This window comes from Stieleria neptunia (genome assembly GCF_007754155.1).
Classification (GTDB): Bacteria; Planctomycetota; Planctomycetia; order Pirellulales; family Pirellulaceae; genus Stieleria; species Stieleria neptunia.
In genome coordinates this window covers 10,475,848-10,501,966 of sequence record NZ_CP037423.1, presented here as the reverse complement: position 1 = coordinate 10,501,966, position 26,119 = coordinate 10,475,848, and the positions used below count along the sequence as shown (strand labels likewise).

Genomic DNA, 26,119 nt, shown 5'->3' with positions numbered 1-26,119 from the left:
ATGCGATCAAGAGGCCGATGACGATCCGGCGATCAATTGGCGTTGTTGTTCCATCAGCACGATTCCGACGGTGGTCGCCAAATTCAGACTTCGGACGTTGCCGGTGGTCGGCACACGCAGGGCATGGGGGTGATCGGGGCCGACGATTTCGCGCGGCAACCCGCTCGTTTCGCGGCCAAACACAAAGCTGTCCCCATGTTGAAAGGTCTCGTCCCAGATCGACCGCGTGGCGAATCGGGAAAAGAAAAACATCCGCCGGGGCGGTAGCGCGTCGACCAGATCGCTCCATTGGTCGACCGCTTGAAGGTCGAGGTGTTTCCAGTAGTCCAGCCCGGCGCGGCGGACGCGTTTATCGCTGAAATCGAAGCTGGCCGGGCGGACGATCCACAATTTTGCACCGACGGCCACACAAGTCCGCCCGATGTTCCCGGTGTTTTGAGGGATCTCCGGTTGGTACAGCACGACGTGGGCGACCGGGGCGGCGGGGTGGGGAGGGGGAGTCGGCTCGGACATTGGGGCTCCAGCGCCCGTCAAGGAGGTGTGGTGACGATGGACTGTTGGCAAGGCAACCGATGCGGCACCGGCGTCGACCGCGTGCGGGCGGCAGTGCGACATTTGATGCCCGATCGGGGCGGAAGGGTTGCAAAGGGCCTTGTTGGCGTGACAAACTGTCCCTAGATCATGACAGATTACCCGCGTTTTTCAGCCGGGCGTCACGTTTTTTTGTCCCCTCTCCGTTCGGTTCGTCCGTGCCAGTGCAACCGCTGGCAGAGAATTGCATTCATGCCGATCCAAGTTACCTGTCGCCACTGTCTGAAACGATTCCAGGTGAGCGACAAATTCGCCGGCAAAACCGGGCCGTGTCCGAATTGCAAGAAGCCGATCGAAATCCCCAAGGCGGACGAGCAAGTCGTCATCCACGCGCCGACCGATGGGGCACCGAAGGACAGCAAGGGCGTCAGCGTCCTGAAACCGATCCAACGCAAGGAAACAGACGTGACCAAGAGTGGTCTGCTGATTTCCATCGGATCGATCGTTGCAGTGTTCGGCTTTGCGTTGGTGTTTCGATTCACCGGTGAAAATGGTACGGCACCGTTTTGGGCCCAGTTGGCGGGGCTGGTGCTGTTGGCGCCGCCCTTGGTCTGGTCCGGCTACACGTTTTTGTATGACCAAGAACGCGAACCGTACGTCGGTCCGGAGCTGCGAAACCGTGTGCTGATTTGTTCGGCGATCTTTGCGGTGATCTGGGTGGTGTATGCGTTTGTGCCGTCGTATGTCTTTGAATTGAACGCGCCGTCTGAAATGTCATGGACGGTGTTCGGCATCACGCTCTGTGTGATGATCGCCCTGGGCGCCCTGGCGTCGGCGGGGACGTTTGAGTTGGAGTTTTTCAACGGCGTCATTCACGCGGGGCTGTATTTCATCGTGATCGTCTTGCTGGCGTTTACCAGTGGCGTGACGCTCGCCGGCGAGCCCGGTGAAATGGATCGCTATTTGGATCCGGAGGTTTCGCAGTCCGCGTTTGAATCGTCACCGGTGACCGCCACCGACACCACGGTTCCACGCTCGCCCTTGGCAAGCCTGTCGTGAACGATCTACCCGAACTTGATCTGTTGCATCGGGCCGGCGCCGATTCCGGGTCTCTGGTTCGAATCCCGCCATCGGATTCTGTCCCGTTGTCGCGTCGTGTGCGGCGGATACTGGACACCGCCGCGCTGCGTCGATTGGCCGGGATCAGCCAACTGGGAATGGTGTCGCTGGTCTATCCGGGCGCGATGCACACGCGTTTGGAACACACGTTGGGCGTCTACCAAAACGCGTTGCGATTCTTGGCCCGATTCCGCGGCGATCGGCTCGCATCGCGTTGGCTGGACGATCGGCACGGTGACGCGTTTCTCGTCGCGGCGCTGGTGCATGATCTCGGCCATTGGCCGTTTTGCCACCCGATCGAAGACATGCAGTTGGACTCGGTGGCCCGACACGAACATCGGGTCGGTCAATTGATCCGCGAAGGCGAATTGGCCGAATGCATCGACCAGGATTGGAAGTGCGACGCGGCGGATGTGCAGCGGCTGTTGGTCGGCCCGCAGAATGACGTGGCATCCGACCGAGACGGCGATTCCGACCGAGACAGCGATTCCGACCGAGGCAGCGACGACGGGTTCCAATTTTTGGCCAGTTGTTTGAGCGGGCCGATCGACATCGACAAGCTGGATTATTTGCAGCGTGACAGTCTGCATTGCGGGGTGGACTACGGCCGCAACTTCGACGCCGGTCGGCTGATTTCATCCCTGGTGGTTGATCCGTCGACCCGGCGATTGGCGGTCGGCGAAAAAGGCCGTACGGCTGCCGAAATGATGGTCTTTGCGCGCTACATCATGTTCAGCGAAGTGTATTGGCATCACGCCGTGCGATCGGCGACCGCGATGCTGCAGCGGAGCGTGTTTCTGCTTCACAACCGATTGGATCTCAACGCCACGTTCAAGCTGGCCGATGCCGAATGGATCTCGCTGTTGCGTCGGACCGGCCAAGGCAGTTTGGCCGAGCCGATGATCGAGGGGCTGTTTGGTGCCCGCCGTCAATTGTTCAAACGCGTCGCCGAGTTCAGCGTGCTGTCGGGGGAAGTGATTCATCAGCGGTTGGCCCGCCGCCATCATTGGTGGCTGGTCGCGTTGTGTGAGCGTGTGGCGGAACAACTGAGTCGTCAAACGGGGGTGGCGGTGGCGGCGGCGGATGTGCTGATCGATGCACCGCCGGTGAAATTGGAAGTCGACATCAACACGGCGGTACTGTTCGCCGATGGCCACGCGGCGACCTTGGGCGAGGTTTCGCCGGTCGCGGCGGTGCTCGCCCGCCAGCAGTTTGATAATGTCGTCAAACGGGTCCGCGTGTTCGTGCGGCCCGATCTACGTGAAGCGTTGCGTACGCACTATCCGACGTTAGAACATTGGTCCGAGTTGCTGATCCGGTGCGTCAGCCAAACTGAAAGTGAAGGGGTATGATTCAAACCGTGCAAATCAATGGGATGGAAACGATCGTCAAAGCCGATGCGGAGCAAGCGTCGCGCCTGGTTGCCGATCTGATCGCGGCGCAGGTCCGTGGCAAAGCGGACAGTGTGCTCGGATTGGCGACCGGCGGCACGCCGGTGCAGACGTATCGTCAGTTGATCGAAATGAACCGCAGCGGCCAGGTCGACTTGAGCGGTGTGACGTCCTTCAACTTGGATGAATACATCGGGCTCGACGGCGACCATCCGCAGAGCTTTCGTGCGTTCATGAACGAGCAATTGTTTGATCACGTCAACATCGATCCCGCTCGGACCTTCGTCCCCGACGGATGTGCCGCCGATGTCGCGGCGCACTGCGCCAAATACGAATCAATGATCGAGTCGGCCGGTGGAATCGATCTGCAATTGCTGGGGCTCGGGCACAACGGGCACATCGCCTTCAACGAACCCGGATCGCCGCGCGACAGTCGGACCCGTCAAGTCGACCTGACGCCGGAGACGATCGAAAAGAACGCCCGCTTTTTTGACGCCATCGACGATGTGCCTTGCCACGCGATCACAATGGGAATCGCCACCATTCTCGATGCCCGCCAGATCGTCTTGCTGGCCACCGGGGCGGGAAAGGCTGATGCCGTCGCAGCGATGTTGCAGGGGCCGATCGACGAATCGCATCCCGCATCGCTGTTGCGAAACCACGACCACGTGACCGTTGTGTTGGATCAAGACGCCGCCGGCGGGCTGCGTTTGGATTGATCACGCCGAACGCTTGTCCCACTACAGAACCGAATGAAAAATGTCCAATCCGCAACCCACCGCATCCCCCGACGACGCCCGTTCGACCCGTGTGGCGATCGTGGGTGCCGGACCGATCGGATTGGAACTCGCCGTCGCGCTGCGTCGCTGCGGCATCGAGTTCGAACTGTTTGATGCCGGTTCGATCGGCAACACGATCTCCTGGTGGGCTCCCCAAACACGCTGGTTCAGCAGCAACGAGCGGATCGCGATCGCCGGTGTTCCGCTGCTGACCAGCGACCAGACCAAGGCAACCCGCGAACAGTACCTGACGTACCTGCGCGGCGTGGCGACCCAATTCGAAATTCGGGTTCACACCCATTGCCCGGTGGTGAACATTACCCGCGACGAGCAGAACTCGGGCCAGGGCAGCGGTCGGTTCGCCGTGACGACCAAGCCGGGCGGACGGCCGACCGTCTGGTCGGCCGAGGCGGTGGTCTTGGCCATCGGCGGAACCGATTTTCCGAAAAAGCTGGGGATTCCCGGCGAGGATCTGCCCCACGTCGATGGCTACCTGCGCGAGACCCATCGTTATTTTGGCCGCAACGTGCTGATCATCGGCGGGCGAAACAGCGCGATCGAAGCGGCATTGCGATTGCATCATGCCGGTGCCAACGTGTCGCTCAGCTATCGGGGTTCGGAATTGCCCGAAGACCACATCAAGTATTGGTTGCTGCCCGAGATCAAGGGGCTGTTGGCGGCCGGCCGGATCGCTGATTTTACCGGCACACTGCCCGTTCAGATCTCCAGCGAGTGCGTTCAACTGAAATCGATCGACGACGGTTCCATCGCAGAAGTCAAGGCGGACGACGTGTTGAGTTTGATCGGGTATGAGCAGGACAAGACGTTGATGCGAACGGCCGGCATCGAATTGTCCGAATCGATGCAGCGACCGACTTACGATGAAAACACGATGCAGACGAATGTGCCGGGCATTTACATCGCGGGAACCGCAACGGCGGGAACACAGAGCAGCAAGTACAAGACGTTCTTGGAAAACTGCCACGATCACGTCGACAAGATCGTCGCCCATCTGTCGGGCCGACACATCGATTCGGCACCGCTGCAGTACCGCGATCAAATCATGACGCAACCGGAGAGTTAAACGCGGTCAGTCGTTGGGCGTGTCGGGCATGCTGTGCATGCCAAAGGGCTGAGTATGAGGAGGCTCAAGACTTGTTCCCAGGCTCTGCCTGGGGACACGATGTTTCGGAGGCTCCGCCTCATACGTTCGCCGGCGGAGCCGGCGGGGGTGGCAAGCAGGATGCTTACCCCACTGCGACTGGTTCCCAGGCGGAGCCCGGGAACGTTCATCACAGCACGCCCGACGGTTGCTGCTACAATGAGGCGCCGCGCTCCGATTGCTTCCCGCAAACCTTGATGCCATGCGCCCCAAATTGATGCCGCTGCTGACGTGTCTGTTCGCGATCGTCGCGGGGCAAGTCGCCGACGCAGACGATCCGTTTGTCGATTCGGTCGCCCCCGTTTTGGCGCGCCGTTGCTTGAGTTGTCACAACGATCAAAAGACCGGTGGCGGGTTGTCGATGGTCGATCCACAGCGATTGATCGACGGCGGATACGTCGAGGTTTCTGAGGCGGAATCCAGCCATCTCGTCGAATTGATCTCGCCGAGCGACGGGCGGGCCGAGATGCCGAAGGACTCCGACCCCCTGACTGCCGAAGAGATCACGGCGATTCGAGCCTGGATCGATGCCGGGGCGATCTTGCCGCCCGACTATCAGATCCAGCCGTTGAAAATTGCCGATCGCCAATGGTGGTCGCTCGAGCCGATCGTTGCCGGCGCCGAGGGAACGCTCCGGACGATCGTCGATGAACGGATCGACGCAAACCTGGCCCGGCAGGGCCTGAATCCGCTGCCGCCGGCGGACCCCGTCACCCTGATCCGGCGAGTCACCTATGACTTAAGCGGGTTGCCTCCGACGCCCCAGCAGGTCGATGCATTTGTCGCGCAGTCCCGCATCGATTCGACGAAAGCCTGGCGGGACTTGGTCGATCGCTTGCTCGCGGCGCCCGAGTTTGGCGAGAAATGGGGGCAGCATTGGTTGGACATCGCACGCTACGCCGAAACGCACGGCTATGACAAAGACCAGCCGCGAAACAACGCCTGGCCCTATCGTGATTACGTCATCAAGAGTTTCAATTCGGACAAGCCGTTTGGGCAGTTTGCTCGCGAGCAGATCGCCGGCGACGTGTTGGCCGACGACCCTTCCGAAGGGATCGTGGCCACCGGTTTTTTGTCGGCGGGCCCTTGGGATTTGATTGCCCATGTGGAAGTCGGCGAAGGCAAGTTGGACGGTCGAATCGCCAAGCATCTGGATCGTGACGAGATGGCCGCGGCCGTGTTCAACGTGTTTCAGAGCACGACGATTCAGTGCGCGCAATGTCACAATCACAAGTTCGATCCGATCGAAAGTGAGGACTACTATCGGGTCCATGCCGTGTTCGCCGGGGTCGACCGCGCCAATCGCGTTTACGCCGGGCTCTCGTCCGATCAACAGCGCCAAAAGCAGGCGTTGGAACATCAGCGCGATGCCATCACTCGCGAGCGTGACGAGGCGAAAAAAGCGTTCGAGCAGAAGGTGGCAAAACAAGCCGCCGCGATCGATCCACAGCTGGACGCGTTGACGCAACGGGCGAATCAATTCCCGCCTCCGCCGCAACATGGCTTTCACAGCCAGATCGCCGCACGCGCCGACGTTGTCAAATGGGTCGAAGTGGATTTGGGAACGCCCAAACCGATCGATCGAATCGAGCTGGTCGCTTGCTACGACGACTTCAACAACATCGGTGCCGGGTTTGGATTTCCCGTTCGATTCAAAGTTGACGTGACCGCGGAAGCAACACTGACCGACCAGAACGCCGTCACCCTCTTCGATCACACCGCCGATGACTTTGCGAATCCGGAAGCCTCGCCGGTCAACATCGAAGTCGGCAACCAAGCGGTACGAATCGTCCGTGTGACGGCGACCAAACTTGCCGAGCGACGCAACGATTTTATTTTGGCACTGGGCGAATTGCGCGTGCTTCAAAACGGCGACGGTACCAACGTCGCGGTGGGAGCCGAAGTCAACGCGTCAGACCAGATTCCGCCCAACGCCCGCTGGTCAGCCGGGTTTCTGGTCGATGAAACGTACCATCGGCAGTCGCTTGACGAAGCCGAGGCCAAGCAGTGGAAACAGCTTCGTGAGCAACGCCGTGCGATCGTTGCCGCGGCGACCACGCCCGAATACCAGCAACAAATCGAGCAATGGAAGGAACGTTTGGCTGCGATCGAACAAGAGCTGAAAACCATTCCCGCAGGGCAGTTCGTGTACGCGGTGGCCACCGATTTTCCGAAACAGGGCAAGTTTGTTCCGACCGAGGGGGCGGTGCGGGCGATCCACTTTCTTCATCGCGGTGACTTGCAGGCACCGGGGGCCAGAATGCTTCCGGGGGCGCCGGAATTATGGCCCGGTGGCCCGTCGCGGTTTGTCGATGACGAAAGCTATGATGAAGCGGAGGCGCGGACCGCGTTGGCACACTATGTCACTGGCAACGACAATCCGCTGATCTGGCGTTCGATCGCGAATCGGATTTGGCAATGGACATTCGGCAAGCCGCTGGTCGGCACGCCGAACGATTTCGGCCGGATGGGGATGTTGCCGACGCATCCCGAAATTCTGGATCTGTTGGCGGCGCGGCTGCGTGACGATCCCGACCAATCGATCAAGTCAATCGTCCGCGAACTGGTCGCGACGAAAGCTTACCGTCGCGCTTCCTTTGTCGACGATTTACAGGAGGTCACGCGAACGAATTTGACGATCGATGCGAGCAACGACGGGTTGTGGCGGTTCAATCGACGCCGTCTGACGGCCGAGGAGTTTCGCGATTCGGTGTTGGCCGTCAGCGGCACGCTTCGCACGGGGGATCGCGGCGGTCCAAGCTTCAAGGACTTTGTCATCGAGCGACCCCAGCACTCGCCGCACTATGAATACGATCTCCACGATCCGAACGACCCCGCATCGCACCGGCGCACGATCTATCGGTTCGTGGTGCGGTCGCAACCGCAGCCGATGTTGACGACACTCGATTGCGCCGATCCATCGATCAGCATTGCGCGTCGCGATGAATCGACCACCGCGCTGCAGGCGCTTGCCCAGTGGAACAACCGGCTCGTCGAAGCGATGTCGAAACGATTTTCCAGTCGGTTGTCCGCCGAAACAACGACGGACGACGAAGCCATCCGACTGGCATGTCGGCTCGCCTGGGGCAGGGACGCGAATGAGACGGAACGTGGTCCGTTAACCGAACTGCTGACCGAACACGGTCTGGAAACGCTTTGCCGAGTCGTCCTGAATGCGAGTGCGATGATGTATCTCGATTGATTTGCCATCCGTGGCAATCCTTTCGTCACTTCTGCTTCCTGCCCACAACCAAATTCTCTGTCGCCATGAAATTCCAGACGATCCATCGACGATCGATTCTCCGTCAGGGGCTCGGCGGGTTTGCCGGAATCGCGCTGGCGGACTTGCTGCATCGCGAGGATGCCTCGGCCGATGTGGTGCTGCACCATCCGCCCAAAGCCAAGCGGGTCGTTCAATTGTTCATGGCGGGTGCGGCCAGTCACGTGGACACGTTTGACTACAAACCGGCCTTGGGAAAACGCAACGGCGAGCCGTGGGATCCCGGTGAGACCGTCGAGCTGTTTCAGAGCCAGCCCGGTGATTGCTTTGCCAGTCCTTGGAAATTTAAACCGTACGGACAAAGCGGCAAGCAGCTCAGCGAAATCGTCGCGCCGCTCGGTGAGGTCGTCGACGAGATCGCGTTCATTCACAATCTGGTCGGCAAAACCGGTGTCCACAGCCAGGGCACGCTGCTGCAGACCACGGGATTCAACTTGCCGGGATTCCCCAGCGCGGGCTCGTGGGTGTCCTATGGCTTGGGCAGCGAAAACGAGAATCTACCGACCTTCGTCGTGTTGCCCGATCATCGCGGGTTCGCTTCCAACGGTGCCAAAAATTGGGGCAACGCGTTTTTGTCGGCAAGCCACCAGGGCACGGTGTTGCGGCCCAGCGGCAAGACGCCGATCACGGATCTGTTCCCACCGGAAAGCGATTTCATCACGCCGGAGAGCGACCGTGCGGGGTTGCAGGCACTGAAACAACTCAACACCGCCTATGCGGCGCGCCGACCGAGTGACGATCGGCTTGACGCCCGCGTCCGCTCGTATGAGCTGGCCGCCGCAATGCAGCTCTCGGCCACCGACGCGCTGGACCTGTCCTCCGAGCCGCAGCACATCCGCGATCTGTATGGATTGGTCGATGAGGGTTCGCACGTCGATGACACGGAGATCAACCCGAAAGCCGAAACCGAGTTCTTTGGACGCAAGTGTTTGGTCGCGCGGCGATTGCTCGAACGCGGTGTGCGATTTGTGCAAATCTGGAGCGGCAATGACAACGGGTTTCCACGCCGAAATTGGGACAGCCATGAGAACGTGGCGCGCGATCATGGCCCGTTGGCGTTGGGGATGTCACACGGAGCGGCGGCATTGATCAAAGATCTGGCGCAGCGAGGGATGTTGGACGACACGTTGATCGTGTGGACCACCGAGTTCGGGCGGATGCCGTGTTCTCAGGGCAGCGAAGGCCGTGACCACAATCCCTTCGTGTTCACCAATTGGATGTGCGGCGGCGGCGTCACGCCCGGAACCTTCGGCAGAAGCGACGAGTGGGGGTTCCGTCCCGAAAGCCGTGACCATGCGACGACCGTTTACGACATCAATGCAACGATGCTGCACCTGCTGGGCATCGATCACAAACGGCTGACGGTACGACACAACGGCATTGACCGACGCCTGACCGACGTCCACGGGCAGGTGCTGCGAGGTGTGGTGGGCGGTTGAGATCAGGCCCGAAGAAAGGGCAGCAACCGTTGGTGTACAGCCTCGAGGGACCATCCAGCTTAGGACGCGTGGTCTTTCGAGTACGATGGCCCTTCCGGGCCGTCGTCCGCTGGACTCCCGACGACGACCTGGAAAGGACGTCGTACATCCACACCAACGGATGGTGCCTGCGGCAACCACCCCTATCGTTACTTCGCAGCCTTGTCCTGTTTGTGCTTCTGATTGAGAAACTGGTACATGTTGAAGCGTTCGGGGAAGGCGACGCCGGTTTCCGTGGCCCAGGACTCCCACATCTGGATCATGTCCTTGCGCAGGACCGGCTTTTGTTTTGACAGGTCATTGAGTTCGTTGCGGTCTTTGGAAAAATCATACAGCTCCCACGGTTTTTCGTATTCGCGGACGAGTTTCCATTTGCCCATGCGGACCGCCGCGTTGCCTTCGTGTTCCCAGTACAGCGGGTCGAAGTGGATGTCTTGGCGTGTGCCGGCCAACAACGGGCCCAGCGACTGGCCTTCGCACTTGGGGATTCCCTCGGGGTAGGAACCGCCGGCCAGGTCGATCACGGTGGTCATGAAGTCTTGCAGGTAGGCCCGTCGGTGCATCAACGTTCCGCGCTCCTTCTCCGCGATTCCGGCCGGCCAATGGGCGATCATCGGCGTGCACGCGCCGCCTTCGTGCACGTAGTGTTTGTACTTTCGATAAGGCGTATTGCAGGCACCGGCCCAGTGCAATCCGATGCGAACGCCGGCGGTCGTTTCCAGCGGAGGATCTTTGACCATCGCTTCGTCGCCGACGCCCAGCTTTCCTCCTTCTTGACAGGCGCCGTTGTCACTCAAGAAAAAGATCACGGTGTTGTCCAATTGGTCGATCGCTTTGAGGTGCCCGACCAGTTTGCCGATATTCTGATCGATCGAATCGATGCACCCGGCGTAGGCCGCCATGACGGCATCCAAGCGGTCGCGTTGTTTTTCATCCAAGCTGTCCCATTGGGGGCCGGGATGTTCGGCGGGCGTGGTGTCGTCGCGGAGCAGTCCGAGTTCACGTTGACGCTCGTTTCGCGCCTGCATCATCGCGCGCCAGCCGTCTTTGTACTTGCCGCGGTACTTTTGATAATCTTCCCATTTGGCGTTCAGCGGCCAGTGGGGCGCGTTGTAGGCCAGGTACAGGAAAAACGGTTTGTCGCCGGACTCGGTCGCACCGTCGATGTACTCGATCGCTTTGTCGGTGAAGGTATCGGTGGCGTAGAAATCCTGCGGGACGTCGATCGCTTCGTTGCCTTCGGTCAATCCACGATCGCCGCCGGGTTTGAAGTAATTGATCGCGCCGCTGATGCATCCGTAGTACCGGTCGAATCCTCGTTGCAGCGGCCAGCATTCCTTGCGATCGGCCCCCAGATGCCACTTTCCGGTCATCAGCGTGGTGTAGTCGGCCGATTTCAGCACCTCGGCCAGGGTCGTGCAGTTGTCGTTGAGATAACCCTGGTAGGGACCTTCAATGCCGAGCGGTTGTCCGGGCGGTGCGGTCATGTGACCGATGCCGACCTGGTGCGGTTGCAGCCCCGTGATCAGGCTTGCCCGCGTCGGGCAGCAACGGCCTTGGTTGTAGAACTGGGTGAACCGCAATCCGTCGGCGGCCAGTGCGTCGATGTTGGGGGTATCGATTTCGCCGCCGTAGCAACCGAGGTCGGAATATCCCATGTCGTCGACCAGGACGATGATGATGTTCGGCCGGGTCTTGGTGAGATGGTTTCCGCCGGAGATCAAGCCGGCGTCGACGGCGATTTGTTTCAAGTGTCCCGCGGCGATTTTGATGACGTCGCGATCGTAGGTCATCAATCCATTGATTTCGCCTTCGACGTCGGTCGTTTGCGTGTAGACGGCACCTGCGACGCCGCGTTTTTTCAGGTCGGCCAAGCGACGGATCGATTCCTTGTAGCGTTCGATGTATTCCGGTTTGGTTTTCGGCAGCCCGCCGTAACCCCAATTTCGGTTGCTTTTGCGCCACAGGTGATTGGCCACGGGCCAGCCGTGGCCGCCGAATTCGCCGACGATTTTCACGAAGTCGTCATAGCGATCGTCGTCGACGGGGAAGTTCGGGTGCGGATAGACGTGCTCGTCGGCCATGTCACCGACGGCGAAAAAGTTGCCTCCGCTGGCGATGTTGATGTGCCGCGTCGGATCGTAATCGACGATCCACCGGCCGACTTCCATCGTCCGGTGTTGGCCCCATCGCTCGTTGAACGGCACCCAGGTCACGATGGACGGATGGTTGTAAAGGTGATCGACCATTCCTTTCAGTTCGGTCATGAATTGCCGGTGCGCCCCGTCGGGCCACGTCGCATCGAGCGGGTCGCCGGGTTTCCATGATCGGGGCAAGTTCGCTTTTTCGTGTTCGCGATCCAGACGTTGCCACTTCGGCCATTCGCCGGATTCGAATCCCGCGCCGCCTTCGATCTGGTCCTGCCACACGAGCATGCCGGCCCGATCGCAGTGGTAGTAGTACCGCCGCGGTTCGACCTTGATGTGCTTGCGGATCATGTTGAATCCGGCCCGTTGCAAGAAGTCGATTTCGAATCGGATCGCTTCGTCGGATGGGGGCGTCAGCAATCCGCCCGGCCACCAGCCTTGGTCGAGCGGCCCCCAGTGGAAAATCTCTTGCCCGTTGAGCGTCAGACGCAGGTCGCCGTTGGCGTCACGTTGTTTGCCCACGGTTCGCAGACCGACGTAGGATCCGACTGTGTCGACCACTTGTCCCGCGTCGTCGAGCAGATCGATCTGCAAGTCGTACAGAAACGGCGAATCGGGCGACCAGAGCTTGCCGTCGGCAATGGCAAGCTGGACTTCGCCGCTGCCCGACGCGGATTGGGCAACTTGTTGCTGTTTGTCTTTCGCGACGACGCGAATCGATTTGGCGTCACCCTGCGTGTTGGCGTTGACGACCACGTTCCCGCTGGCGTCGCCGGTGACTTTCAAGTCGACGATGTGTGACGTGGCGACCGGTTCGATCCAAACGGTTTGCCAGATGCCCGAAACCGGCGTGTAGAAGATGCCGCGGTTGTCGACCTTTTGCTTGCCGCGCAATTGGTACTTGCCCGTCGCATCGGTTGCGTCCACGACTTTGACAATCAGTTCGTTTTGCGCGTCTCGAAGCCCGTCTTCGACCAGGAACGAGAACGGCAGGTTTCCGCCGACGTGTTCGCCCAACGACCGACCGTTCAGCCAGACGTTGCAACGATAGTCGACGGCTTCGAAATGAATCCGAATCGGAGTGGCTTGTTCGCCGGGGAAGACATCGGATCGGTCAAAGGTGGTGCGGTACCAGAGTGTTTCATCGGCGGCCAGCCGCCGACCCACACCGGACAAGGGGGATTCGATCGCGAACGGGACGAGGATCTTTCCCGTCCACTGATTCGGCTGTTCGGCGTCGCTGTTGCTGACGGCGTAGTCCCACAACCCGTTCAGGTTCGTCCACTCCGAACGCGTCATTTGCGGACGCGGGTACTGGGCCCAAACGTTGTCCGGCGTGATCTGTTTTGCCCAGCGACTGACCATCGCGTCTTTGACCGGTGACCATGCGGGGGATGGATCGTCGGTTTGGGCTTTCAAACACGGGGAGCAAACAAGCATGACCGCGAGCGCGGCGAGTGCCGACGACACAGATTTCAAACAAGAGGGCACGAGGAATTCTCCGGGGGAAGGTGTTTAGCTAAACCAGCGGGAAGCGTTAGCGAGCGGCGTGTGATGCATTGGCAGTCAACACGCGCCACTGGCTGAGGGACTGTCGATTTAGTCGCGATCTGCTGAGTCAATAGTGAGCCGCTGGCCGTAAGGCCTCGGGCAGGCCCGCAAAGCCCGGCCGCCTACGCGTCACGGCTCACAAAGTCAACAAGCCGCTTACGCCACGTGCTGGGACTGATCCGTTTTCTTGCCCACCGCGCGGCGCACTCTGGAGGCAGTTGTCTGTCAATTCTGCTTTTTCTTTTTCTTGGGGCCCGGCTTGGGCATCGCTCCCACTTCGTTGGCCCATTTGCGCCACCGGGTGGCCAGTGTTTTGACTTCGGCGGGGGATTCCGCGGCCAGGTCGGTTTGCTCGGTGCGATCCGTCTTCAGATCAAATAATTCCCAGGAGCCGCGAATGCTGGCGCGGACGAGTTTACGATCACCGACACGAATCGCCGCGTTGCCTTCGTGTTCCCAGTACAACGTCCGTTTGGTGAACACGCCGTCACCGGTCAGCAAGGGCTTGAGGCTCTGTCCGCGCATCGGTTTGATCGCCTGTCCGTTGAATTCTGGCGGGTAGGTGGCTTCGCCCAGATCCACACACGTCGCCATGATGTCGATCAGATGCGTCGGCGTGTTCATCCAGCCGTCCGCGCCCGGTTGGGGATCGATCTGCGCGGGCCAATGGGCGATCAGCGGCGACGCCGTCCCGCCTTCGTGGTTGTAGTGTTTGTACTTGCGGAACGGTGTGTTGTTTAGGTGTGCCCAGCACTTGCCGATGAAGACGTCCGAATGCGGGTCACCGGGATGATCACCCTTGTACTTGCCCTTGATGCCGGCTTCGGCGTTACCGCCGTTGTCGGACAAAAACAGGATCAACGTGTTGTCCAACTGCGACCGTTCGCGGAGCGCATCGACGAGCTTGCCGATGTTCTTGTCGACGTCTTCGATCATGGCGGCGTAGATCGCCATCATGTCGTCGTAACGTTTTTGTTCAGCAGGTGTCAGTGAGTCCCAGGCTGGGATTTCTTCGGGGCGGGGTTCCAGTTCCCACTGATCGTCGATCAGCCCGGATTCAATTTGGCGGGCGTATCGCTGCTCACGAAGCTTGTCCCAGCCCTGCATGTACTTGCCCCGATACTTGGCGATCGTGTCCTCCGGGGCCATGCAGGGGAAGTGCGGCGCGACGTGGGCCAAGTACCAGAAAAACGGTTTCTCCGCCGCAATCGCTTCGTCAACGAATCGGATTCCCTGCTCGGTCCACAGGTCGCTGCCATACCAGGGCGGATCGAACTGCGGATCATCGCGGGCAACCTCTTCACCATTGAGAAACATCTTGGTGCGGCCCTTGGAACCGGTCTGGTTTGAAAAATGCAATCCGCCGGCGGGCAGGTTCAAACTGCGATCGAATCCACGTCCCCAGGGTGTGACGCCGTGGTTGAATCCGACGTGCCACTTGCCGGTCATCGCGGTGAAGTAGCCGGCATCACGCAGGACCTCGGCGATCGTGACGCATTGATTGTTCAATCGGCCCCGGTAGCCGGGCGTTCCCTGGTCGGTGGTCATCCAGCCGACGCCGGTTTCGTGCGCGTACAGGCCGGTCAGCAACGTCGCACGTGTGGGGCAACAACGACCGGTGTTGTAAAACTGCGAAAACCGAACACCGCCGGCGGCCAGCGCGTCCAAGTGCGGTGTCGGAATTTCACTGCCGTAAGGTCCAATATCCGAAAACCCCATGTCATCGACCATGATGACCACGATATTCGGTCGCTCCGCCTGTGTCGCCGATGCGAAGCAGAGCAGCGTGAGCGCGAACAGGTGCGTCACGCGGCGACGGTAACGACTTCGTGGCATGGTTCGGGCGTTGGGGGGGAAGGGATGGAGACCACGGATGGCAAGATCATCGACGCTCCATGTTAAACCAGTCGGGAACTCCGGTGGCGGTGAATTCCACGCGGTTGGAACATCGCGAAAGAGATTGACGCAGGATCGTAAGAGCGGGAGAGGCTTGCAGCCGGTCGCGTCAGCTTGTTTTGGCGGCAGGGCGCGAGCGGGCTGTCGATTGAGTCGGGATCTGCTGAGTCAATGGTGAGCCGCTGGCCGTAAGGCCTCGGGCTTTCGTCGCAGTGCCCGGCCGCTTACGCGTCACGGCTCACAAAACCGACAGCCCGCGAGCCCTCCGGTTCACCATCCATACCAAAGCACCGGAGGGCTCGCGCCCTGCCGCTACCAATCGTCGGATTGCGGTTTTCCCGAGCAGTATGAATCAGGCATGCGGCACTATTTCGTTGGCTCCGCCGCACCGTGGTGATGGTGGTGATCGATGTGGCCGGGCAATTGGTAGCCGCCGGACTGGACGTAGGCGTGCATATCGAGAATTTCGTCTCGGGTCAACACGTCCAACAGTCCCACGGGCATCGGCGACAGCTTGGACGCCGAACGGATTTCCACGTCGCGTTTGCGGACTTCGGTCAACGAATTCGGCGTCAGTAGATTGGTGGCCACGCGGAACGATTGCTTGTCTTCTTCGACGACCACCCCGGTAACGATGCGTCCGTCGGTCAGCAGGAACCGTGACGTTTGATAGTCCTCATGGATCTTGGACGAGGGCTCGATGATTTGTCGCAGCAATTCGACGCCCTTGAGTTTCTTCACGGACTCTTCCAGTTTGGGGCCCAGGTCGACGCCGTGGCCCGCGACGACGTGGCATTGATTGCAGTTGGCTTTGACGAACGCCATCATCCCGCGCGTTCGGGCTTGGGGATCGGCCAGGCGCGCCGAATTGTCGAAGTCGGCAAAGTCATCCATCGTCCAGTTGTTGATGATCTTGGGTTTGCTGCCGGCCAACAGACGCTCGGCACTGGCGGCGTCCTCGGCGACGACCAGCACCCCGTTCATCACCACCCAGTGACCCGGAAAGGTGCAAACATAGGGATAGATTCCGGGTTCCGTCGGTGCGTTGAATCGCAACACATGGACCAGCGAGGAACGGGTCGGTCCGATCATCGGCGTGGCGTGCAAAATCAGCTCGCTTTTCTCGCGCGGGATGAAGTCCGATTTGGCGTTGCGGGGGTCTTTGGCCATTTCATTGGCCGCCATCCCGACTTCCGCGAGCGCCCCCGGTTTGACGATCACCAGGTTGTGGTCCGTCGCGTCGGGGTTGGTGAACACAATCTTGACGGGCTGTCCCGGGGTGGCCGTGATGCTGGTCACGGAGAACAACATCTTTTCGGGGATCGCGGAGATGCGGACGACGTTGACGTTCTTCTGGGAATCAAACTGCGCCTCGGAGGCGCCCGGCGTGGGCTCTTTGATCGTGCTGTCCTTGGCGGCTTGCTTGAGACGTCGCGTGATCCCCCAACGATCGTCGTTTTCCCAGTGTGGACGGAGTGTTCTGGAACCCAGGGCGCACGTGATCGCGTATTGCAGGTGCCCGTCGCGGGGGTAGGTGAACACATCCAAGATCGCTTCCAAGGCCGCTTCCGATCCGACATAGGTGGCCGCGATCACGGCTTGCATGCGGACGATGCCGTTGGGGTCGTTGGCACTGCGGTTGAGCCACTCGATGGCGTCGTCCATGTAGGGATGCCAATACCGCAGTTGTTTTGTCGCCGCGGCGCGGGCATGGGGATCGTCGCACGACATCAGTTGCCGCAGCGTGGTGGTGGCCAGGGCAAGGCTGGACCGGTCGCCGGTGAGATCTCGGGAACTCGTTTGACCCTGTGACCGGCGCGATGACGCAATGTTTCCGATCGGCGGGTTGATGCTGACGGGCAAGTCGACCAGGCCGATCGTTCGATAGGCCCAGATCGCTTCGATCTGGTGATGCCGGAAGCGTGGATCGGATGAATCAAGGTTCACCAGAAAGTTGTCGAGTTTGCGCAGCACTTCGTCACGGTCGCGTTCACGCAGCTCACGTTTAGCCCAATCGCGGATGCGGTACTCGGGACGTTTGAGCAGTTGCAGCAGCTCGCCGACCGATGCGTCCGCGATTTTGGGAGGTTCTTGCAGCGGAATCCCCTTGGCGGTGATCCTCCAGATCCGTCCGGAATCTCGGTCGCGGCGTGGATCGCGGAGCGAATACTGCGCGTGGCCTTTGATCGGGTTGTACCAGTCGCAAACGTACAGCGCGCCACGCGGTCCCCATTGCAGGTCGACGGGGATGAAGCTCAGGTTCTTACTGAACAATAGATCTCCGACGTATTCCTCGTTGTATCCGAATGGGCCTTCGACCCATTTGTGGATCTCGACGCGGTTGGTCGGCTTGTAACGGACCTTGATGAAACCGCCTTGCAATTCGGCAGGGAACGTCGGGAAGTCGACCAGGTGGTGACCGCAAACACCCGAGTAGGCTTGCAGTCCCGTCGGTTTGGGATGTTGCCCTGGGTAGGGCGGGTCGAGTGAATGAAAGGCTTCGGCGTAGACGGGGTGACTGGCCATGTGTTGGCCCCAGTCGTCGAAGGTCACGCCCCAGGGGTTGGTGCTGTGGTAGCTTCCGAAACCGACCAATCGCTGCGTGCGGGGCTGGAATCGAAACCAGCCGCTGTTCTGTTGACGCACCGGTCCGTAAGGCGTTTCGACTTGGGAATGATGGAAAATCGATTCCCGAAAGATCAGGTCTCCGTCGGGCGTCCAGGTGAAATCGTGCAGCGAATGGTGCGAGTCTTCGGTTCCAAAACCCGTCAACACGACTTCGTGCACGTCGGCTCGGTCATCGCCATCGGTATCCTTCAGGAAACTCAGACTGGGTTGTTCGGACACATAGACTCCGCCGTCGCCGAACTCGAACGACAGCGGCACGTGCAGGTCATCGGCGAAGACGGTTGACTTGTCGGCCCGGCCGTCCCCGTCGCTGTCTTCCAAAATCACCAGTTTGTCGTTGGGTTCTTTGCCGGGATAAACATGCGGGTAGGTGGTCGAACAACTGACCCACAGGCGGCCGCGGGAATCCCAACGCATTTGAATCGGATTGGCGATCTCGGGGAATTGTTCTTCACCGGCGAACAAGTTGACTTCGAATCGCGGGTCAACCTGAAACGCTTGCTGTTCATCCGCGGCGGTCATCCAGACATTCGCCCCACGGCTTTGTTTGGTCTCCGGCATCGGGGGCAAGTTGCTGTCATCGATTTCAGTGGACTGTGTCGTTCCGGCGGCGAGTTCCCAGATCCGCGCGTCACGGTTGGCGGTCATCAAATCAAAATTTCGCATCGCCGGCAAAAAGTCCAGATAGCCGTACGTCTTGCTGCGGCCGCCGGTGTAATAAAACGTGTTCAGCGGTCGAAACCGTCGGAAGAATTGTCGGTTCTTGTCTGCGATGACTTCGGTCAACTCGGGTTTGATGTCGGGAGCGTCGCGGCGAAACACTTTTTCAAACAAGGTCTTTGAAAAGAACCGGTCGCCGTCTTGGTTGAGGTGGATGCCGTTGATCGTGTGGTCCGACCCCAGGCTTTCGAACTGCCGGCGTGTCGGGGCAAAGACATCGGCGAACCCGACACCTTGCTCGGCCGCGACGTCGCGCATCACGTCGACGTACTTTCCGATGGTGTCGTTGTTGCGATCCGCGGCCGGAATGTTTGGCAGGTTTTCATTGGCGATCGGTGAAACCAAAACCAGACGCGGTGCGGAGTGACCGTTGAAGGCTTTGGTTTTTAATTCGCTCACGTAGCGGCCGAGCGCAGCGCGGAACCGATCCAGTCCGGCGTCGCCGGCAAACGACTCGTTGAACCCATAGGCGGCGAAGATGACATCCACATTTTCGTGGTTCAGGTGCTGCAGCGTGTCGGCAAAGTTATCGGGTCGCGGTTGCAAGTCGATCTCGTCGGCGGTCCAGGCCAGATGGCGCACGGTCAATTGGTGATTGGGGAACGATTGTTGGATCATCGCTTCCAGATGGCCGAATTGGCCGGACCGTTCCAGCAAGGCGTTGCCGATCAGCGCGATGCGATCCTTCGGTTGCAGCGTCAGGGGCAACGTGGTGACGACCGGATCGGTGGATTCGGCCCGCGGTGCGGTTTTTTCGTAGATGCCGAACCGGGCCAGGGCGGGATCCTGGGGCGGATCCGGCAGTCCGGTGTCGGTGTTTCTGGCGTCCTTGACGGCAGGCTTGCGGGGCGGCTTTTTCGCTTTCCGACTTGGGGCGTCCTCGGCGGGCGCGACACTGAACGCGGCCAAAAAGAACGCGCAGAGCGTGAGGGAGTGAAGCGGACGAAGCAGGAGGGATGATGGATTCATCAGATCAGGGCATCGATGGAGGGGAGCAGGTTGAGCCCCCATCATAACCGATTTAGATTCTCTCCCCCTCTGGGAGAGACGGCGTTTGCGCAGCAAGCAAACGCCAGAGAGGGCCGGCATGCACAGCATGCCCTACTTCGTCCACCGGCGGCTAATTCCAGGTGGCGTCGTCTTTTCCGGCCAGGTGGTGTTGCAGGAAACTGGCGCGGCGGGCGTGGCGTTCGGCGGTGCCGAGGACGCGGCCTTGCAGTTTTTGCAGGTGCGCCGATTGGGTTTGTAAGAACAGTTGATTGATGACTTTGACGTCCGGTTGTTCGATCAGCCCCATGCTGATCCCGAGCCGGATCTTGGACAGGTGGTGCATCGTTTCTTCGCTGCTGATCTTTCTCGCCGTGCTCAGGATGCCCATCGCCCGGCTGACTTCGTCGTGCAAGTCATCGCGGTTGTTTTTCAGCAACGCCTGACGCGCCTTGCGTTCGTATTCGATGATCCGCGGTGCGACCTCGTCACCGACCAAGGCCAACAAGTCGGCTTCGCTGTGGCCGAGCGTGACTTGGTTGCTGACTTGATAGAAGTCACCGGTGTACTGGGAGCCTTCGCCGTAGAGTCCGCGGACGGTGACGTTGATCCGTTGCATGCTGCGAAAGACACGATCCATCTGTTCGGTGATGACCAGTGCCGGCAGATGCAACATCACGCTGACTCGCAATCCCGTGCCGACGTTGGTCGGGCAAGCGGTCAGGTAGCCGTAACGCGGATGGAACGCGTACAAGATGACTTCTTCGAGCATGTTATCGATGCGATTGACTTGCTCCCAGGTGTTTTTGATGTCCAAGCCACTTTTCATGACTTGGATCCGCAAGTGGTCTTCTTCGTTGACCATCACGCTGTATCCTTCGGTCGCATCAAAGGCGACGGCGCGGGAACCGTCGGATTCGGCGATTTCGCGACTGATCAGTTGGCGTTCGACCAGCAGTTGTCGATCGATTTCCGAGAGCGGTTCCAGGTCAACGTAGTGGGCGGATTTCCAATGGTTGTCGGTCAGACTTTCCATGCGGGCACGGACCGTCCGTTCGATGCTCAATCGATCTTCGTCGCTGCAGCGACGAATGAATGGAAAATCGGCCAGGTTCCGGGCCAATCGAATTCGGGTGCTGATCACGATATCCGATTCTGGCCCTTCGCCGCGCATCCATTCGCCGCTGTACCGGGCCAGTTCGTCAAAGTCCGCGTCACGTTTCACGATTGGGTATCCGAGGGGGTCGATGGTGGGGCGATCGGGTCTTCCATCGCTTTGATTTCGTCGCGGATTTCTGAAGCCCGCTCATAGTCTTCGCGTTCAATCGCTTCTTCCATTTCGCGCCGCAGTCCGATCATCTTTGCCAGCGAGTCGGCCGTTCCCGCCGAGCGGGTGGGTTTTTTGCCCACATGTTCGGTCTTGTCGTGGACATTGACCAACAGCGGGCGCAAATCGGATTCGAAGTGGGTGTAATCGTAGGGGCAACCGAGTCGGCCGCTGTTGCGAAATTCAAAAAAGCTGATGCCACAGACGGGACACTCCTTCTGATCCAGCTCTTCGAGCACGTCGCCGGATTGGCCGAGTTGTTTGGCCAGGGCCGATGCGATCGCGGTCATCGGCGGACTGGCTTCCTTGTTCAGAAACCCTTTGGCATGCTCTTCGCACAAGTGCATGACTTGCGGGCCGGCCGGTTCGGTCAGTTCGGTGATGTGGAAGGTGGCCGGTTTTTCACAGAATTGGCACTTCATGATCAATCCGAGTTGTGAGGGGGGAGGACCGGGCCGGAAAAAAGAAGACTTGCGGGGCGTGGCGGCGTGAACGATTGGTTAGCGGCAGGTCTACTTGGTCGATTCTATCGCTCGTGAGAGGCAAAACCAACCCGGTCCCCTACACGACTGGCGTTTCGGTGACGACACTAGCGGCAACCGCTGTCGCCCATTCATGAAATTCGCTGCGTCCATGCATCACCCGACCCCCGACGAATTTGCCGCCCTGGCCATCGAGCACGACTTTGTCCCCGTGTATCGCCGATTATTGAGTGATGCATTGACGCCGGTGACCGCATTCCGGCGACTGGATCGATCCGCCGACGGCACGTCCGCGGCGGCCGGCGGCGCCTGTTTATTTGAAAGCGTCATCGGCGGCGAAAAAGTGGGCCGCTACAGCTTTTTGGCCGCCGCACCGTCGCTGCGTTTCTCGGCCACGCGGAACGAGGTCACCGTGACCGACTTGACCGGTCAGCGGGAAACGGAAACCTTCACCGATCCCGACCCGCTGAACGCCTTTCGCGTGCACTTTCGACAATCCGTCGCCGAGATCGACGAACTGCCGCCGTTTGTCGGTGGGGCGATCGGCTATGCGGGGTACGACGTGGTGCGTTACGTGGAACACCTGCCCGACGCGCCCACGGACGATCGCGGATTGCCCGATTTGGATTTTGCGTTCTACCACACGCTGTGCGTCTTTGATCACGTCGACAAGACGGTCACGGTCGTTTCCTTGGCCGATTGTCGGGACGTCAAAACCAGCGACGACGCAGCCGATGCCTTCGCCAAAGCGGCCACGGAGGTCGACGGGACGATCGAGAAACTGTCCGAGACCACCGGGGGGCGAGAGATTCGCGCCGCGGCCTGGGACGAAACGGTTTGGCGCGAAGCGGCCCAAAATGAGCCGTTGGAAATCAGCTCCAATTTCACCCGCGAATCGTTCGGCAAGGCGGTCCGCGAGTGCGTCGAGTACATTCGCGCCGGTGACATCTTTCAAGTCGTCCCCAGCCAGCGGATGGCCGTGAAAACCGACGTCGATCCGCTGGAGATCTATCGTTCGCTGCGGGTGGTCAACCCCAGCCCGTTCATGTTTTACCTGCGGACCCCCGAGACCGTTCTGGTGGGGTGTTCGCCGGAAATCATGTGCCGCGTCGAAGATTCGATCGTCACCGTGCGGCCGTTGGCGGGCACCCGCAAACGCGGTCAGACCGAAAAGGAAGACAAGGCGCTCGAGCAAGAATTGCTGGCCGATCCCAAGGAACGCGCCGAACACGTCATGTTGGTCGACTTGGGGCGCAACGACGTCGGTCGCGTGGCTCAATTCGGCAGCATCGAATTGACCGAAGTCATGGTCGTCGAACGCTACAGCCACGTGATGCACATCAGCAGCGAAGTCCAAGGAAAGCTGCGCGAAGGGCTGGACGCCTTCGACGCGCTCAAGGCCGCACTGCCGGCCGGCACGGTGTCGGGCGCGCCCAAAGTCCGCGCGATGGAAGTCATCGATTCGATCGAACCGCATCGCCGCGGCCCCTACGGCGGTGCCGTCGGCTGGATCGACTATCGAGGCAACATGGATACCTGCATCGCCCTGCGAACCATGGTCGTCAAAGACGACACGGTGTACGTGCAAGCCGGTTGTGGAGTCGTCGCCGACAGCGACCCGGATGCCGAATACGAGGAAACGATCAACAAGGCGCGGGCGCTGATCACGGCCATCGAATTGACGGTGCAACGCTTGCGGGCGGGGCAGTGACTCCGGCGGGGCAGTGACTCCGGCGGGGCAGTGACTCGCTCCAGGCCGGTGATCCGGGCCGTCGCGTTTGGATCAGCTATGATGGTCGGGAGCTGATTCTCCCGCACCACCCCAACGACGTCGTTTGTCCTTGATCCAGATCGCCTGCCCACACTGTTCTGCGAAGCTGCAGCTGGGGGATCCCAAGCCGGGCCGCTACAAGCCGACGTGCAAGAAGTGTGCGGCGACCTTTCTGATGCAAGTCAGCGACGATGATCCGCCACGGGTCCGGGTCGGCAAACCGAAGCCGTCCACCCCGCCGCGCTCCGGCACGGCGTCGCGGACCCGGGCCGCGGTCGAGCAGACCGTGGACCAGACCTTGGACCAGAACAGCAGCCCCGCGGCGTCGCGACGGGCGTCTTCGCCGCCGCCCAACCTTTCCCCCGGATCAGGTGGCCGCCCCGCAGCGACCGCGTCTCCGGAGCGTGACGTCGTCGAGGACCGTTCAAATGACGATTCTGACGAGGCGGGCGGCGCCGGGCCATCGCGATTGGGCGGCTATCGAATCATTCGAATGCTCGGCCGTGGGGCGATGGGCGCGGTCTATCAAGCCAAACAGGTGTCGCTCGATCGCGACGTCGCCTTGAAGACCATTCGCACGCGGCTGGCCGAAAACCCGGCGTCGCTGGCACGGTTCACCCGCGAAGCCTACGCCGCGGCTCAGCTCTCGCATCACAACGTCGTCCGGATTTATGACTTCGGCGAAGAAGACGGGCAGCTGTTTTTTTCGATGGAGTGGATTCGTGGCGGATCACTCGGCGACTTGGTCCGCGACAAGGGCAGCCTGGATCCGAAGCTGGCGGCGACCTACATCTTGCAGGCCGCGCGGGGATTGCAGTTCGCCCATCGCAGCGGGATGGTGCATCGCGATGTCAAACCCGCCAATCTATTGCTCAGCGAAGACGGTGTCGTCAAGGTTGCCGATCTGGGGCTGGTGAAAGTCCCCGACCAGATCGATCCCGAGTCGACCGATGAAGGGCTCTCCTACAGCGGCCTCTCGCACAGCGGTCTGCAAAGTGGCACGCAAGTGACGATGCAAGGCACCGCGATCGGGACTCCGGCTTACATGGCGCCCGAACAAGGTGCCGATGCGACCGCGGTCGACCATCGCGCCGACATCTACTCGCTCGGCTGCAGCCTGTTTTATCTGTTGGCCGGTCGTTCGCCGTATTCGGGAACCGAGGTTTCCGAAGTGATCGAGCAACACGCCCGTTCTCCGTTGCCCGATCTGGCTGAAATCAACAGCCGCGTTCCCGAACCGCTTTGTCAGATCGTTGCCAAGGCGATGGCCAAGCGACCGGTCGAGCGATACGGATCGTTGGCGGAGATGATTGATGCGTTGCAATCGTTTCTGGGTATCGAGGCGTTGATGGGGTTTTCGCCGTCAAGCGACCAGGCGGATCGCTGGGAAGCCATCGCCGCGGCCTACTCAAAAACACAAGTGGTCCGGCGACTTTCCGGAAAGTTGTTCGTCGCCTGGGCGGCCGTCTCGGTCTTGACCACCCTGGTCTCGCCATTGTTTTCGCTGCAAGCGTTTTTGCTGGGACCGACCATGTTCGTGACCGCCTGCATCGTCGCCATCGTTCTGGCGACCACGACGGGGCACAACGCGATTGCCGATCACACGCGCCGTTGGTTCGACACGTTGTCATGGATCGAGATCGGCATTGCATCATTCGCATTTTTGATCTTGGCCTTGGTCTTAGTCGTGTTGGCTGCCGGTTTGTGGATCGGGGGCGTGGTGGGGCTGATACTCGGGGCTGCGATCGGCGCCGGCTATCACTTCGGCGTGACGGTCACGGCCGCCAAAGCGGGCAAAGCCTCGCTGGAGGACGCCCGTCGGTTCGTCCGCGATCTGCGGATCGAAGGTGCCGACGAAGAGGGCTTGCGTGACTTTCTGGCTCGCTATGCAGGGGCCGGCTGGCAATCGATCTATGAGGCGCTGTTTGGTTACGACGCACTGGTTCAAAAACGTCGGCGGTTGTCCGTCGACGTGTCCTTTGTCGGCCCGACCGGCGATCGGTCGTTGCGTGATCGCTGGTGCGCGGCGTTGGATCGAAAGGCGGACCAGAGACGGCAGGCGGCCGACCGCAAGAAGTTGGCAAATCTGGAACAGCGATCCTTGATCAGCCAAGGCGTCAGCGCCGCCGAAGCCCGCGAGCAAAGCTGGCAGATGGCGTCGGCGATCATGGAGACCGCACATCAGACCGTCCAGCAATCCGGTAAGGATGAAAAAGTGATTGCCGACGTCAAGCGGAAACGGATCAAAGCGATGTTGGCCGACGCGCGCAGCGGTCGCTACAAGCGGCCACGCGATCGATTCGCCGCCCTGAAGTTTGCGTTCTCCGGTGTCTCGCGTCTGCTGGTCGGATGTTTATTGCTGGCGGTGTTTGCCTTTGCCGCGCAAAGTGTCGACCTGTTCGGCGAAGAAGTGCTTCGGAGCGTGCGTCGCGGAGAATTCGATCTGCAGACGGTTGCCGATGATGTCACCACCGACGCCTTGGGGAGTTCCACCAGTTTGTGGTCGGTCGGGATCGCGGGGGCGTTGCTGTGTTTCTCGGCGTTTGTGTCCGGCTGGAGGATGACGCCGTTCGCGGTCGTCGCAACGATCGTGATTCTATTCGGCGCCAACCTGGGATTGCCCGGCATCGGTCCGGCACCGGCCTGGATCGTGGCCGCGGCGGTCGGCTTTGTGATCTATTTGCCGGGAGTGTTGTACGGCGAGTCGAAGTCGTAGGCGGCACGACCGAGTGAATTGAAGTGGCAGAATCATACGGGGCAGAATGATGTTCTGACCGCCCAGATCACTACCCCATCATTCTGCGCTGTGATGCATTTTTTAGCGGTAGGGCGCGAGCGGGCTGTCGATTGAGTCGGGATCTGCTGAGTCA

Annotated in this window: 14 protein-coding genes; 8 read left to right on the top strand and 6 right to left on the bottom strand. The window is 60.3% G+C overall.

Annotation, left to right across the window (positions count from 1 at the left end; all coding sequences use genetic code 11):
• Positions 1-6: 6 nt before the first annotated feature.
• A complete protein-coding gene (locus tag Enr13x_RS36090; RefSeq protein ID WP_145391769.1) occupies positions 7-513 on the bottom strand; it encodes a tRNA (cytidine(34)-2'-O)-methyltransferase in 507 nt (168 codons plus the stop codon).
• A 270-nt stretch (positions 514-783) separates the two neighbouring features.
• On the opposite strand from Enr13x_RS36090, the gene Enr13x_RS36085 reads away from it, so the two are divergent.
• From Enr13x_RS36085 to Enr13x_RS36060, 6 genes are all read left to right on the top strand, one after another.
• The gene (locus Enr13x_RS36085) at positions 784-1,590 is read left to right on the top strand and encodes a hypothetical protein (RefSeq protein WP_197455631.1); all 807 of its coding nucleotides are present in this window, start codon (positions 784-786) and stop codon (positions 1,588-1,590) included.
• Positions 1,587-3,002, top strand: coding sequence for an HD domain-containing protein (locus Enr13x_RS36080; protein WP_231743992.1), 1,416 nt, complete (start codon positions 1,587-1,589; stop codon positions 3,000-3,002). Before Enr13x_RS36085 ends, Enr13x_RS36080 begins: the two co-directional genes overlap by 4 nt.
• A complete protein-coding gene (gene nagB / locus Enr13x_RS36075) occupies positions 2,999-3,760 on the top strand; it encodes a glucosamine-6-phosphate deaminase (protein WP_197455630.1) in 762 nt (253 codons plus the stop codon). The genes Enr13x_RS36080 and nagB overlap by 4 nt, the downstream gene beginning before the upstream one ends.
• A 40-nt stretch (positions 3,761-3,800) precedes the next feature.
• Entirely contained in the window at positions 3,801-4,904 is a 1,104-nt protein-coding gene (locus tag Enr13x_RS36070) for an NAD(P)-binding domain-containing protein (protein ID WP_145391768.1), read from the top strand.
• A gap of 280 nt (positions 4,905-5,184) precedes the next feature.
• Entirely contained in the window at positions 5,185-8,184 is a 3,000-nt protein-coding gene (locus tag Enr13x_RS36065) for a DUF1549 domain-containing protein (protein WP_145391767.1), read from the top strand.
• A 65-nt stretch (positions 8,185-8,249) separates the two neighbouring features.
• A complete protein-coding gene (locus tag Enr13x_RS36060) occupies positions 8,250-9,701 on the top strand; it encodes a DUF1501 domain-containing protein (RefSeq protein WP_145391766.1) in 1,452 nt (483 codons plus the stop codon).
• 188 nt (positions 9,702-9,889) lie between these two features.
• Here Enr13x_RS36060 and Enr13x_RS38695 read toward each other — a convergent pair whose 3' ends face one another.
• From Enr13x_RS38695 to Enr13x_RS36035, 5 genes are all read right to left on the bottom strand, one after another.
• The gene (locus Enr13x_RS38695) at positions 9,890-13,378 is read right to left on the bottom strand and encodes a sulfatase-like hydrolase/transferase (protein ID WP_197455628.1); all 3,489 of its coding nucleotides are present in this window, start codon (positions 13,376-13,378) and stop codon (positions 9,890-9,892) included.
• A 285-nt stretch (positions 13,379-13,663) separates the two neighbouring features.
• Positions 13,664-15,274: an arylsulfatase gene (locus Enr13x_RS36050; RefSeq protein ID WP_145391765.1), complete on the bottom strand. Its 1,611-nt coding sequence runs from the start codon at positions 15,272-15,274 to the stop codon at positions 13,664-13,666.
• 426 nt (positions 15,275-15,700) lie between these two features.
• Positions 15,701-19,651: a PVC-type heme-binding CxxCH protein gene (locus Enr13x_RS36045; RefSeq protein ID WP_145391764.1), complete on the bottom strand. Its 3,951-nt coding sequence runs from the start codon at positions 19,649-19,651 to the stop codon at positions 15,701-15,703.
• A gap of 151 nt (positions 19,652-19,802) precedes the next feature.
• The gene (locus Enr13x_RS36040) at positions 19,803-20,843 is read right to left on the bottom strand and encodes a protein arginine kinase (protein WP_145392875.1); all 1,041 of its coding nucleotides are present in this window, start codon (positions 20,841-20,843) and stop codon (positions 19,803-19,805) included.
• Positions 20,844-20,890: 47 nt separating this feature from the next.
• Positions 20,891-21,418, bottom strand: a complete 528-nt coding sequence (locus Enr13x_RS36035; RefSeq protein ID WP_145391763.1) for a UvrB/UvrC motif-containing protein — start codon at positions 21,416-21,418, stop codon at positions 20,891-20,893.
• A gap of 211 nt (positions 21,419-21,629) precedes the next feature.
• On the opposite strand from Enr13x_RS36035, the gene trpE reads away from it, so the two are divergent.
• Complete coding sequence (gene trpE, locus Enr13x_RS36030; protein ID WP_145391762.1) at positions 21,630-23,189, top strand: anthranilate synthase component I; 1,560 nt, start codon at positions 21,630-21,632, stop codon at positions 23,187-23,189.
• A 124-nt stretch (positions 23,190-23,313) separates the two neighbouring features.
• Positions 23,314-25,965, top strand: a complete 2,652-nt coding sequence (locus Enr13x_RS36025) for a serine/threonine-protein kinase (RefSeq protein ID WP_145391761.1) — start codon at positions 23,314-23,316, stop codon at positions 25,963-25,965.
• Positions 25,966-26,119 lie beyond the last annotated feature (154 nt).